We start from the raw sequence: 14,161 nt of genomic DNA on the forward strand, positions 1-14,161 counted from the left end.
ATATTAGCTTTAACATTCCATGGTTTTTCTCCTGCAAAGAATTGTACGCCATATTTATCAGCATAATCTTTAATTCTTGCACCTTTATTTATATTTAACATTTCTACTAGGTAATCTATTTTTTCTCCGGTTACTCCTTCTGGATCATAGATATATCCGTCTGGTCCTGAAAGTGTTACAACTCTTCCGCCTAAATCACTAATTTTTTTACATGCTCCCCAAGCAACGTTACCGAAGCCTGATACTGCAACTGTCTTTCCTTTGAAGTCTAAGCCTTCATGTTTAAGCATTTCCTGGCAGTAGTAAGTTACACCGTATCCAGTTGCTTCTGGTCTTATTAAGCTTCCACCGTAAGTTAATCCTTTTCCAGTTAAAACTCCGTTTTGGAAAGCTCCTTTTATTCTTCTATATTGTCCGTAAAGGTATCCTATTTCTCTTCCGCCAACTCCGATATCTCCTGCTGGAACATCAACATCTGGTCCTATGTGTCTGTTTAATTCTGTCATAAAGCTTTGGCAGAATCTCATTATTTCATTGTCTGACTTTCCTCTTGGATCGAAGTCTGAACCGCCTTTACCTCCGCCTATTGGAAGTCCGGTTAATGAATTCTTTAATATTTGTTCAAAGCCCAAGAATTTTATAATTCCTATGTAGACTGATGGATGGAATCTAAGTCCTCCCTTGTAAGGTCCTATAGCTCCATTGAATTGTACTCTGTATCCACGATTAACTTGTAAATTTCCATTGTCATCTACCCATGGAACTCTGAACATAATTTGTCTTTCTGGTTCACAGAATCTTTCTAGTAAGTTTTCATCCATGTATTCAGGATGTTTTTCAAATACTGGTCCTAAAGAGCTTAAAACCTCTTCAACTGTTTGTAAGAATTCTGGTTCATTTCCGTTTCTCTTTTTAACGTTTTCAATTACTCCATTAATGTAAGCTTGTACGTTAGACATTTTCTTTCCTCCCTTTCCACTTTCATGGATTTTATTTCTAAAAATATACAAAATATTATTTAAAAATCACATTTGAATCTATCATTAAATTCCTTTATTAATGACTCTCTAAAATCTGGATGTGCAATATTTATTAAAGCTTTTGCTCTTTCTTTTAAGGTTTTCCCTTTAAGTGATGCAATACCATATTCTGTAACAACATAGTCCACATCGTTTCTTGAAGTTGTAACAGCGGAACCTTCATCTAATAATGGTACTATTCTAGAAACTTTTCCTTTAGCCGCAGTTGATGGTATAGCTATTATGGATTTTCCATCCCTACACATACTTGCACCCCTGACAAAGTCAACTTGTCCTCCAACACCACTGATTTGTTTCATACCTATACTTTCAGAACAAACCTGTCCCATCAAATCTACTTGAACACAAGAATTTATTGAAATCATTTTTGAATTTTTCATAACAACAGTAGGATCATTTACATAATCCACTGGATAAGTTTCAACCATAGGATTATCATTTACGAAATCATATAACCTCTTTGTTCCCATCAAAAAGGTTACGACTATTTTTCCTGGATGTAAAGTCTTCTTACTATTAGTGATAACACCTGCTTCTACTAATTCTACAACTCCATCTGATATCATTTCTGAATGTATACCTAAATCCTTCTTATCCTTTAAAAATAAAAGTACTGCATCTGGAATAGCTCCTATTCCCAACTGAAGAGTTGATCCGTCTTCTATTAATGAAGCACAATTCTTTCCTATTGACTTTTCTACTTCACCGATTTTAGGAGGTTTTAATTCAATTATTGGATGTGATGTTTTAACAATGTAATCAATGTCAGATACATGTATGAAAGAATCTCCCATAGTTCTTGGCATGTTTTCATTTACTTCTGCAATTACAAGCTTAGCACATTCTGCAGCAGGCTTAGTATAATCATTAGATACGCCAAAGCTGCAATACCCATGCTTATCTGGTTTACTTACTTGAATAAGCGCTACATCCACAGGCATGTAGCCGTCTTTAAACAATCTAGGCACCTCATAAAAGAAGCAGGTTGTAAAATCTCCTCTTCCTGCTGCAATTGCTTCTCTTGTACTGGCTCCCACAAAAATTGAATTTACATGAAAATATTTTTCCATGCCTTCCTTTGCATATTCACTTTTGCCCATAGCAACCATATGGACAAGTTCTACATTTTTATAGCTTTCTTTATTTTCCACCATAGCATCTATAAGTTCTGAAGGCTCTCCAACTGCGTGTCCAACTACAACTCTATCATTAGATTTTATTTTAGACACAGCTTCTTCTGCACTTACTAATTTGCTTTTATAGGTGTCTTCCCAATCCATAAAAACCATCCTTTCTATATATTGGAATATTTATTTAACATCTCCACAATCTTAATGTAGTCCTCCTCGGATCTTATTAAAATTTTTTCATATTTAAATTTTAAATTATAATGCTCTGCACAAGCACTTGTACATCCACATAAAACTATAATTATGTCATAAACCTTATCCTCTATAGCAGTTTCAAATGTACACATAAACTTTTCTTCTAATTTCTGTTTAAATTTTCTTCTATCGTATTTTGGATTGCATCCTCCACAATATTTAATCCCTATACTTAACATAAATCACCTATATAAACACAACTCAAAATCAAATTGGATTTTTATTTAATATTTTTCTAGCCATATCTAAAGTCTCTTCACTTATAAAACTAATAAGTTCAACTTTTTTGACTTCTGGTACTTCTTGCTTTAAGGATGCCTCAACTATATTTTCTACAGTATATTTAGCAGAAATACATCCACTGCACTGCCCTAAAAGCTTTATTTTCACAACACCATTTTCCACTCCTAAAAATTCAATATCTCCATTATGCTCTCCTAGATAAGGCTTCACTTTTTCATCAATTACTCTCTGTATTTCTTTCTCAACCATTACCTCCACCCCATTCTTTTCAGGGTGGAGTACCACCCCTTTTTTAAACCAATCTCTCATATAAACTTTATATTAAAAACTCTAAAATTACTCTATTCTAGCAATATCCTTTGCTAGCTGCTTCTTCTGAGCAAGATTTCCCTGTCTAGATATCATTATTCTCTGTGCTTGTGGAGAACCAGCTCCATGCATTGATTCAGTTCTATAGCCTACTGCTGCTGTACCTAAACATAAATTTTCTATTAATCTTAATACTTTCATCCTATCCATTGTAGATACAGCTGCTACACCTTTTAAGTATTTATTTAATAAGCTTCCAGTTTCAGGATTCTTAAAATCTTTTTCTGATGGCATAGTAACCATTAAACCACCAGCTATATCTTCTGCTAATCTTACTATTTCATATGGGAATCTTGTTACATTTTGCTTACATACATTAGCTAATAATAGATCTATTTGATAGTTTCCAGCTTCTGTTGGATAACCTTCAGCTGAACAAGCAATTCCACAAGCATACAAAGTTTCATTTAGATGTGTCATCTCTATTAGCTTGTCTTTTAAATGTGATGCTTTTGCAGCTCCATTATACTCAGCAGCTAATGCCGCAGCACCTATTAAGACATCACCTACTCCAACTTTACATCCGCCATAGCTTTGTCTATGATAGCCTGCAAATCTTTCAACTAGCATTCCTGCAAATTCAGTTTCGCCATTTAAGAAAATTCTATCGTTTGGTACGAATACATCATCAAAAACTACTAAAGCTTCTACTCCACCAAATTCCTTGTTACCAACATCTAAGTCAGCATCTTTTTCAAGTTTTCTTGTATCGCAGGATTGTCTTCCGATTATCATTGTTATACCTTTTGTGTCTGTTGGAATAGCAAAAGCTATTGCATAATCCTTATCTTCTGGTCTCATAGCTATAGTTGGCATTACTAAAACTTCATGTGAATTACATATACCTGTTTGATGTGCTTTTGCTCCTCTTACAACGACTCCATCTGGTCTTCTTTCTACAACTCTTAAATATAAATCCGGATCAGCTTGTTTACTTGGAGATAATCCTCTATCGCCTTTTGGATCTGTCATAGCTCCATCTACAGTTAAATCATTTTCTTCTGAATATTTCGCAAAATTTTTGAAATTTTCATGATACTTTGTGTTGTAATGTTTATCGATTTCATATGTCGTACTAAAGGTTGCATTAAAAGCATCCATACCAACACATCTTTGGAAACATGCAGCAGTTTTTTGTCCTAATAGTCTTTGCATTTTAACCTTTTTTACTAAATCCTCTGAACTCTGATGTAGATGTAAAAATCTATTTATTTTTTGTCCTGATAAACTTGATTTTACTGTCATTAAATCTTCATATTCTGGTATTTGTGCTAAATCATAAGTCATTTTTACTGAATTAAGTGATGGACGGAGTATAGGATTATCTACTGGATTGTCAATCTTTTCTCCTAACATATAAATATTCAATTTTAGTTTACGTAAGCTTTCTACATATTGTTCTCCTGTCATTAAAGCCATTTTCAACCATTCCTTTCATTATATATAATTGTTTGTTTTTTATGTATTAATTATCAGCAATTTCCATGCCAATATAAAAAGGATAGCTTTAATTTCTTTTAACAGGAGTTAAAAATTGAACACGTACTATAAATGAACCTTACACTTAACTTATTATGTTTTCCTTAATCCAATCTATATTTAAAATTCAATATAGTTGCATTCTTGCAACTGAAATTATTTTAATTATTCCAAAGTTATAAGTTATTCAACCGCGTGAAACCTATATAATTATCTTTTGCATTTTTGCAACAAGTTTTATTTTTGCAACATATTTTTATCTTTATATCTCTTTCTCTTCCTTACAAAAGTTGATGCATCTATTCCTAATTCCTTCGCAGCAGCTCTAACATTTCCATGTTTCTTAAAAGCATTTTCTATCAATACAACTTCTAAATTTTCAATAGCTTCTTTTAAAGTTACTTTCTTACTATTAACCTCAAATTCAGTTTTTTCCTCGCTCCATACACTTTTAATTGGCAAATCGCTTCTAAATATTTTGTTATCTGCACTCATAATTACAATTCTCTCAATTATGTTTTTTAATTCTCTAACATTACCTGGCCATTCATATTCTTTTAGAGACTCCATAGCTCCTGAAGAAATATCTTTATTAAAATTATATTTTTTATTAAACATCTGTAAAAAATGCATTATTAATGGCTCAATGTCATCTTTTCTCTCTCTAAGAGGTAAAATTCTAATTGGTATTACATTTAAACGATAATATAAATCTTCTCTGAATGTTTTTTGGCTTACCATATTCTTTAAGTTCCTATTTGTAGCTGCGATAAACCTTACATCTATATTGATTGTCTTTATTCCCCCGACTCTTTTAATTTCACCTTCCTGAAGCACTCTAAGTAGTTTTACTTGCATATCTAATGGAAGCTCTCCTACTTCATCTAAGAAAACAGTTCCTCCATCAGCTAATTCAAAAAGACCTATTTTTCCTTCTCTACTAGCACCAGTAAATGCTCCTTTTTCATATCCAAAAAGTTCAGATTCTATAAGATTTTCAGGTATAGCTCCACAATTTATTTTTATAAAGCTTCTATCACTACGTTTACTATTTCTATGAATGTATTTAGCAATTTCTTCTTTACCTACACCTGTTTCTCCAAGCAAAAGTACTGTGGTATCTACGTCGGCCACTTTTTTTGCTATTTCTAAAATCGTCAGCATTTTTTCGTCTTCAGCAATAATGTCAGAAAAATTTAAAAGCTGCTTTCTCATTGCTTCTACCTGTGAGTAATATTTTTTAGCAAGCTCTTCATTTTTTTCTAATTTTTCTTTTAACTCATATAGTTCCGTAACATCTCTAACATTAGTAACCACCATACTTATCTTACCTTGTTCATCAAAAATAGGACTACTTGATACTAAAACTTTTTTTCCTGTCTTAAATCCCTGATCGATAGTTACGGTTTTCCCATATCTTAATACTGCTAATGTAGCAGATTTGGAAATATATCCTTCTCTTTCGATGGAAGCCATGTTTTTTCCAAGCATCTCTTCCTTTTTCATACCTGTAATTTTTTCATAAGCTTTATTTAAAAATATGGTGTTAGCTTGCCCATCCGTTATGTATATTCCATCATATGAACTTTCAATTACATCATATAGTTGATTTAGTGTACACTTACAAGCTTTATTTTCACTTTGCAAATCACACCCTCCCTTCTTTAAAAACATATATATTGTTAAATTTGTTAATAATTAAGGGTAATTTTTATATCTTATTTACTTAGCATAAAAATACTCTAAGTGTAACAAAAGCTAATTTGTTACATAATATATCCTCTTTTTAACACCTTTTGTAAAATAATTCAACAAAACTTCATTTATTCCTGCTCCTTTTATTTTATTTTTTTAATAATATTATGTTGCACACATGAATATCTTCAAAATATTTGTTAAAAATTATTCACAAATGAATATCTCTAATCATTTGTGAATAACTATAAATCATCTCAATAGCACTCTGCCATACTATATATAATAAAAAACCTGTTCTATTAAAAACTGAATTATGATATAATTTTTACCTTTTAACTAAGCCAAATTCTTATTGGCCCAAATTTTGCTATTATATATAAATATCACAGTTATAAAAAACCTTTAATATCTTATAGCTATGATAAAGTTCTTCCTATAAGGCTCTAGCATATTGATTAAATTTCTATTATTAAAATTAGTCGTATTTTTTAGTAATATGTTAATAAATATGCTAGAGTATTTGCAACTATTTTTAAAGCATATTAAGTTATCTTTTGATAATATACATTAAAAAGTATATTTAATAAAACTAACTTTTGTATTTTTGGTATGAATATTGCTTTAAATTGTATTGATAAAAAGATATAATAAATAAAAGGAGTGTTAAATAATGAAATTACTTGAATTAAAAACCAAAATACATCAATTTAATTCCTGCAGGGATTTTGCAGACTTCTTCAACATAGGTGAAGGAGATTTCATCTTAAGCAATAGTTATATATACACACCGTTCATGGGTTCCTTTAATCTAAAAGCAGACGTTGTATTTCAAGAAAATTATGGGTCTGGTGAGCCATCAGATGAGATGATAAATAACATAATTAAAGATATGAATGATAAAAGCTACAAAAGAATTATCGCCATCGGTGGTGGCACTGTTATAGACATATGTAAATTACTTGCCTTAAAGCAATCAAAAACTGTAGTTGATTTATTTGAAAAAAGAGTTCCTATAATAAAAGAGAAAGAGCTTATAATTGTTCCTACAACTTGTGGAACAGGTTCTGAAGTTACAAATGTATCTATAGCAGAAATAAAGGAAAAACATACTAAGATGGGACTTGCAGTTGATGAATTATATGCTGACTATGCAGTTTTCATTCCAGACCTTGTAAAAGGCCTACCATATAAGTTCTTCGTAACAAGTTCAATAGATGCATTGATTCATGCAATAGAATCTTATGTTTCACCAAAAGCTAATCCTTATACTGAATTATTCAGTCTTAAAGCAATAGAGTTAATTCTAAAAGGCTACATGACAATACTAGATACAAATGAAAATTATCGAACTGAAATAATTGACGACTTTATAATTGGAAGCAATTATGCTGGAATAGCTTTTGGAAATGCTGGAGTTGGAGCTGTACATGCTCTTTCTTATCCATTGGGAGGAACTTATCATGTACCTCACGGTGAGGCAAATTATCAAATGTTTGTTGAAGTCTTTAAAACATATTTTAAAAAGAATCCTAAGGGCAAAATTGAAAAAATTAATAAAGTTTTATCTGACATATTAGGGTGTGATACATCTAATGTTTATGAAAATTTGGCAAATGTTTTAGACAAACTATTGATCAGAAAGCCTTTAAGAGAATACGGAATGAAAAAAGAAGAAATTGAAACCTTTACTGACAGTGTAATAACAGGACAACAGAGATTGTTAGTGAATAACTATGTTCCTCTTTCAAGAGATGAAATACTAGAAATATATAAAAATTTATATTAATATTCTCATTCTAATGCCCATAAATTTTATATCGCTTTATAAAAATTTGAAATGTTACACACTAAAATACCCTTTAAATATAAATCTCAAAATATTACCTTTTCTTTAATTTAGAATGGACTGTTGCACTTAAGTAACAGTCCTTTTTTATATTGCTTTATTTTATTAAGATAAAAAACAGGAAGGGATTGCGGAAACACCTCGCAATCCCTTCCTGTTTTTTAATTATGCTATTTTATATTTAAATTTTTTACAAGAGCTTTTTCAAATATTTCAAGTCCTGCTTCTGTTTGTTCGTCAGTCATGCAAAGTGGTGCTAACAATCTAATTACGTTTCCATAATTACCTGCATTCTCCATTATTAATCCCATTTGAGCTGCATCCTGAATTATTGCTTTAACTATTGCTGGATTTGGAGTCTTAGATTCTTGATCAGTTACGAATTCTATACCAAGCATTGAACCGATACCTCTTACGTCACCAACTACTTTATATTCTTTTTTCCATTCGTTGTATCTTTCTGATATTTTAGCACCGATATGACGTGCTTTCGCTGGGTAATCTTCTCTTTCCATGATTTCAATAACTTTTAATGCTGCTGCACAAGCAAGTGCGTTTCCACCGTAAGTACCACCTATTGTACCCGCTGGTACTTTATCAAATATTTCTTTTCTAGCTGTAACAGCACTCATTGGAACACCTTGTGCTATAGATTTAGCCATTGTTACGATATCAGCTGGACATCCTGCTTCTTTCCAATATTCTGTAGTGAACATTTTTCCTGATCTAGCGAAACCACTTTGAACTTCATCTGCTATAAGTAATATGCCATATTTATCACATATTTGTCTAACTGCTTTAACATACTCAATAGGAGCTGGAACAAATCCGCCTTCACCTTGTACTGGCTCAAAAAGTATAGCAGCACAATGTTCAGCTGGAGTAGATTCCATAAATACATTTTCTAGCTTAGCTATGTAGTAATCGATAGCCTCCCCCTCTGTCATTCCCTTTGGAGCTCTATATAAATATGGAAATTCACATCTGTATATACCATCTGGAAAAGGTCCCATTCCAATAGAATAAGCCTTTTTAGCTGTCATAGCCATTGTAAGATTTGTTCTTCCATGGAAAGCACCTGAGAAAACAATTATATTTGGTCTTCCTGTATAAGCTCTAGCAATTTTTACAGCATTTTCATCGGCCTCTGATCCACTGCAAACAAACATAGTATTTCTAACATCGCCTTTTACTGGAACGATTTTATTTAATTTTTCTGCAAGTTCGACATAACCTTCATGGGAATATATATTGAACATTGCATGACAAAACTTTGCCGACTGATCTTGTATTGCCTTAACGACTTCAGGATTGCTATATCCAAGGTTAGTTACACCTACACCGCCAACCCAATCAAGGAATACGTTTCCATCTGGATCTTCAAACATTGCACCTTCTGCTCTAGACATAACAGATGGATATCCACATCCAATCGCTTTTGCACAAGCAGCTGCTCTTCTATCTACGATGGATTGTCCTTTAGGACCTGGGACAGTTCCAGTAATAATTTTTGGTAATTGATTTCCTAGTGTCATTTTTATATCCTCCTTAAACTTATATATAACTTAATAGATTTTTAAAATCTTGTGAATGCACTCACCATATATATAAGCAAGAAAGATGCCAAAAATAGAAATCCTGCTTTCTAGCTTAGTTCTTTATATAGATGTTCTCGATGGAAAGCTAACTTACACGCAGGGATATGTTACCAATCTGAAGGTACATATCTCTGCATATAAATTAGTTTTCTAGTTCCTTTCTATAAGAAAACAAATGTTTTAATTTAATTCTATTCAATTATGAATAAAATTTTTTCATACTTTCTGGACTAAGAATAAAGTTTAATCTATAGAAAAGTATTCATTTATAAAAACAAATATTCATTTGTGAATACTTGTCTTTCAAATGCACTAGTTATATTTTATATACTTAGCTCTTTAACATACCTTACTCTACAGGTGCCATAAGTATTCTGCCAGTTCCACGATATACATTAACTAACCCTTCACCAGAAACCGCGGAACCAATCAGGCTTTTACTGGACTTTTCAACTCTAAAATCTAGTGATTCAGACCAAGCTATAGCATAATTTCCATCAATTCTAACTTCATCATTTTCAAGTACAAATTCTATAAGTTCATCTCTTGGTACGGGACTCTCAAGTATAGCAATTCCTTCACCTTTAAGACATAAGTTGAATAATCCTTCTTTTCCCAGCATTGCTGAAGAAAGATTAGTTCTAGCTACCACCTTCTGTTGAACTTTTGATTCACAAGCAAGAAAAAGTCCGTCATCTAGTACTATTCCCCCCCATTCTGAAACTTCTTCGAGTAAAATATGTTTATATGTAGGTTCCAGCATTAACAAGCCATTTCCTTGATATTTAGGCTTAATTGCAGATTCTTTTGTCACCTTGGAAGACAAAGCTTTACCAAATAAGTCACCAAGTCCTTTAACATCTGCGGCCATACTAACAGCTCCCGAAGTCCACTGCATTGATCCTGCACTAATTGTATAAGCATTACCCTTAAGCTCGATCAAGACCTGTCTCTTTCTAATATTCATTTCTGAAGCAAAATATGCAGCCATGGCATTGGAAGCATTTACACTTAAATCTTTTTTATACTCAAGAACTTTTACATCTCCTCTTGCTTCTATCACTTCTATATTTCTATTTTCATAAAGATTTTTGCATTTTATCATTTTATTCCCCCCCTAACTCGTATAATATTATTTTCATATAAATTTGACCATAAATCAATTAATATTTTGAACTCACGTTAACTTAATTGATTATATATATTTTTTTAATATATAGTAAGTATAATTTATCGTAATTAGCTTATCAAACTCTAAATTACTTTTGCATAAAAAGAAAATAGCATTAAAAAGCAGGGGCTGTTGCACTATAAAGAAATACACCAGAAAGTTAACTTTCAGCGGTTATTTTCTATAGTTCGACAGTCCCTACTTTTGCTCAAATTTCTCTATGTGAAGTCTACTTACTTATCCATAGCCCTAATTTCACTTACTATCTCAGGCAAAATTTTTCTATAATCTCCAACTAATGCAAGATCAGCCACTTTCATTATTGGTGCGTCTGCATCCTTATTTACAGCTATAATATAATCACTGTCCTGCATTCCAGCTAAATGCTGTATAGCTCCTGAGATACCACAAGCTATATATAAATTTGGTCTAACAGTCTTGCCAGTTTGTCCAACTTGATATGCTTTATCTAGCCAACCATTATCTATAGCTGCTCTTGATCCAGCTATAGTCCCGCCTAATATATCCGCAGCTTCCTTTAAAAGTTCAAAGCCTTCTTTACTTCCTAAGCCTCTTCCACCAGAGACAATAACTTTAGCTTCTCCTATATCCATACAATCTTTACAAGCCTTAACTACGTCTATTGTCCTAGTTCTGATATCTTCGGCCGTTATCTTTGCAGCTATCTTTTGAATTGTTCCAGTTCTTGATTCATCCTTAACTAATTTTTCAAATACCCCAGGCCTTACTGTAGACATCTGTGGTCTGTGATCTCCGCAAACTATTGTTGCCATTAGGTTTCCACCAAAAGCTGGCCTTGTCATAAGTAGGTTTTTGTTTTCTGAATCTATATCAAGAGAAGTGCAGTCTGCTGTAAGTCCTGTTGCAAGTCTTGCTGCTACCCTTGGTCCTAAATCTCTTCCTATGAATGTAGCTCCAACTAACATTGCCTCTGGTTTTACTTCATTTATTAAGTCACATATTACTTTTGTATAACCATCCGTTGTAAAATGCTTTAATAATGGACTTTCAGCATATATTACTTTGTCTGCTCCATAAGCTAACAATTCTTTTGCTATATTATCTATATCATTTCCAAGTAAAAGAGCTGTTAATTCTACTCCTAACTTATCTGCTAAATCTCTGCCTTTTCCGAGTAACTCTAAGGATACCTTTTGAAGATTTCCGTCTCTTTGTTCAGCAAATACCCATACACCTTTATATTCTGATATATTCATCGTAATCCCCTCCTAGATAAAGTGTTTCTCTTTTAATTTTTGAACTGCATGTGCTGCTGCTTCCTTTGCTGGTAAGCATACTAATTCACCTTGACCTTTAGCTTCCTTAGTCATTGACTTCTTAACCTTTGTTGGTGATCCTGAAAGTCCAAGAAGAGACCTATCTACATCTATATCAGCTGCACTCCATATTTTTATTTCTTTTTTATAGGCATCAAAAATATTTGCCATATGCATATATCTTGGTTCATTTAATTCTTTTATAGCCGTTAAAAGTACTGGAGTTTTAACCTCTATCACTTCATATCCATCTTCCCATGCCCTCTGAACTTTCAATAATTCTCCATTAGCTTCTACCTTTTCTACATAAGTAACCTGTGGAATTCCTAAATGCTCAGCTATTTCTGGACCAACTTGAGCTGTATCTCCGTCTATAGCTTGTCTTCCTGCGAAAATTATATCATAATCTAATTTCTTTAATGCTCCTGCTAAAGTATGTGATGTAGCTAATGTATCTGCTCCCCCAAAGGCTCTATCTGAAATTAATATTGCTTCATCGGCTCCCATAGCTATAGCTTCTCTTAAGGCTTTTTCGGCTTGTGGTGGACCCATACTTATTATAGTAACCTTGCCATCAGTTTTTTCCCTTAGCACCAACGCTTCTTCTAAAGCATTCTTATCATCTGGATTTATTATTGATGGAACACCATCCCTTATAAGGGTTCCTGTCTTTGGGTCTATTCTAACTTCTGTTGTATCTGGAACCTGTTTTAAACAAACTACTATATTCATTTCTGTTATCCTCCTTAACTCTTTATCTAAAAATATTGCCAGAGATAACCATCTTTTGAACCTGTGATGTTCCTTCATAGATTTCAGTTATCTTAGCATCTCTCATCATTCTTTCAACTGGATAATCCTTTGTATATCCATAACCCCCAAACAATTGAACTGCTTTTGTTGTTACTTCCATTGCTACATCTGCTGCAAATAATTTAGCTCTAGCTGCTTCTACAGTATATGGAAGTCCTGAATCCTTTTTAAAAGCTGCCTTATACACTAAGTGTCTTGCTGCTTCTATTTTTGTATCCATTTCAGCTACTGCCCATGCGAGTCCCTGGAACTTATCTAAAGATCTTCCAAATTGTTTTCTTTCTTTCATGTAAGTTATGGCCTCATCAAAAGCACCTTCTGCTATTCCTAAGGCTTGAGCTGCTATACCAATTCTTCCTCCATCAAGAGTTCCCATTGCAACTCCAAAGCCTTTTCCTTCTTTACTTAACAAATTTTCCTTTGGCACTATGCAGTCTTCAAATATAAGCTCAGTAGTTGAAGATGCTCTGATACCCATTTTATTTTCTAATTTACCTATTGAAAAACCTTTAAAGCCTTTTTCAACTATAAAAGCTGATATGCCTCTTGTTCCCTTACTTCTATCTGTCATAGCAAATACTATGAAGAGATCCGCTGCTCCACCATTTGTTATAAATATTTTTTGTCCGTTTAATATGTAGTTATCTCCTTCAAGAACAGCTGTGGTTTGTTGTCCTGCTGCATCTGTTCCTGCATTTGGCTCAGTTAATCCAAAGGCTCCTAATTTCTCTCCCTTTGCAAGAGGCACTAGATATTTTCTCTTATGATCTTCAGTACCATACTTATCAATTACTGATGCGCATAGTGATGTATGAGCAGAAAGAATAACTCCTGTACTACCGCAAACTTTTGACAATTCTTCAACTGCTAATACATATGAAAGAGTGTCTCCCCCTGCTCCACCATATTCTTTGGAGAATGGGATTCCCATCATTCCGTACTTAGCCATTTTTTTCACTGTTTCCATAGGAAATCTTTCTGTTTCATCAATTTCTGCAGCTAAAGGTTTAACTTCATTTTCCGCAAACTCTCTTACCATTTGCTTTACTAATTCTTGTTCCTCTGTTAATGTAAAGTTCATAATTTATCCTCCTCTTAGTTTTCAACTGATGTGTTTGTTAATAAACAAACTTTATATAATTTAAACTAAAGTATTTTAGGTCCCCGCCCATTATAGATAACCGGTGCACAGCCTAAAATACTTTTAGTTTTTAAGCAAAT

General features: G+C 32.9%; 12 protein-coding genes. 1 reads left to right on the forward strand and 11 read right to left on the reverse strand.

The genetic code is table 11. The annotated features are described in order from the left end of the window. From I6U48_RS10460 to I6U48_RS10485, 6 genes are all read right to left on the reverse strand, one after another. Nucleotides 1-959 (reverse strand): Glu/Leu/Phe/Val dehydrogenase dimerization domain-containing protein (locus tag I6U48_RS10460; RefSeq protein WP_218320364.1); only part of this gene is annotated, 959 nt, incomplete at its 3' end. 59 nt (nt 960-1,018) lie between these two features. Continuing rightward, nucleotides 1,019-2,320, reverse strand: a complete 1,302-nt coding sequence (locus I6U48_RS10465) for an acetyl-CoA hydrolase/transferase family protein (RefSeq protein ID WP_218320365.1) — start codon at nt 2,318-2,320, stop codon at nt 1,019-1,021. Nucleotides 2,321-2,334: 14 nt separating this feature from the next. Beyond that, nucleotides 2,335-2,604 carry a hypothetical protein gene (locus I6U48_RS10470; RefSeq protein WP_218320366.1) on the reverse strand — a complete coding sequence of 90 codons (270 nt, stop codon included), beginning with the start codon at nt 2,602-2,604 and terminating at the stop codon, nt 2,335-2,337. A gap of 28 nt (nt 2,605-2,632) precedes the next feature. After that, a complete protein-coding gene (locus tag I6U48_RS10475; protein WP_218320367.1) occupies nt 2,633-2,917 on the reverse strand; it encodes a NifU family protein in 285 nt (94 codons plus the stop codon). Nucleotides 2,918-3,004: 87 nt separating this feature from the next. Further along, nucleotides 3,005-4,456: a 4-hydroxyphenylacetate 3-hydroxylase family protein gene (locus tag I6U48_RS10480; protein ID WP_218320368.1), complete on the reverse strand. Its 1,452-nt coding sequence runs from the start codon at nt 4,454-4,456 to the stop codon at nt 3,005-3,007. A gap of 297 nt (nt 4,457-4,753) precedes the next feature. Then, entirely contained in the window at nt 4,754-6,190 is a 1,437-nt protein-coding gene (locus tag I6U48_RS10485) for a sigma-54 interaction domain-containing protein (protein WP_218320369.1), read from the reverse strand. 694 nt (nt 6,191-6,884) lie between these two features. On the opposite strand from I6U48_RS10485, the gene I6U48_RS10490 reads away from it, so the two are divergent. Next, nucleotides 6,885-8,000: a 4-hydroxybutyrate dehydrogenase gene (locus I6U48_RS10490; RefSeq protein WP_218320370.1), complete on the forward strand. Its 1,116-nt coding sequence runs from the start codon at nt 6,885-6,887 to the stop codon at nt 7,998-8,000. Between the two features lie 230 nt (nt 8,001-8,230). On the opposite strand, the gene I6U48_RS10495 is transcribed toward I6U48_RS10490, so the two are convergent. The 5 genes from I6U48_RS10495 to I6U48_RS10515 all read right to left on the reverse strand — a co-directional run bounded on the left by I6U48_RS10495 (nt 8,231) and on the right by I6U48_RS10515 (nt 14,021). Further along, complete coding sequence (locus I6U48_RS10495; RefSeq protein ID WP_218320371.1) at nt 8,231-9,595, reverse strand: aspartate aminotransferase family protein; 1,365 nt, start codon at nt 9,593-9,595, stop codon at nt 8,231-8,233. 412 nt (nt 9,596-10,007) lie between these two features. Next, nucleotides 10,008-10,763: an AIM24 family protein gene (locus tag I6U48_RS10500; protein ID WP_218320372.1), complete on the reverse strand. Its 756-nt coding sequence runs from the start codon at nt 10,761-10,763 to the stop codon at nt 10,008-10,010. 299 nt (nt 10,764-11,062) lie between these two features. After that, the gene (locus tag I6U48_RS10505) at nt 11,063-12,067 is read right to left on the reverse strand and encodes an electron transfer flavoprotein subunit alpha/FixB family protein (RefSeq protein WP_218320373.1); all 1,005 of its coding nucleotides are present in this window, start codon (nt 12,065-12,067) and stop codon (nt 11,063-11,065) included. 12 nt (nt 12,068-12,079) lie between these two features. Next, nucleotides 12,080-12,859, reverse strand: coding sequence for an electron transfer flavoprotein subunit beta/FixA family protein (locus tag I6U48_RS10510; RefSeq protein ID WP_218320374.1), 780 nt, complete (start codon nt 12,857-12,859; stop codon nt 12,080-12,082). Between the two features lie 22 nt (nt 12,860-12,881). Continuing rightward, nucleotides 12,882-14,021: an acyl-CoA dehydrogenase gene (locus I6U48_RS10515; protein ID WP_218320375.1), complete on the reverse strand. Its 1,140-nt coding sequence runs from the start codon at nt 14,019-14,021 to the stop codon at nt 12,882-12,884. Nucleotides 14,022-14,161: the final 140 nt, after the last annotated feature.

Origin of the sequence: Clostridium thailandense, from assembly GCF_019207025.1 — a bacterium.
In the GTDB taxonomy this organism is placed as follows: Bacteria; Bacillota; Clostridia; order Clostridiales; family Clostridiaceae; genus Clostridium_AM; species Clostridium_AM thailandense.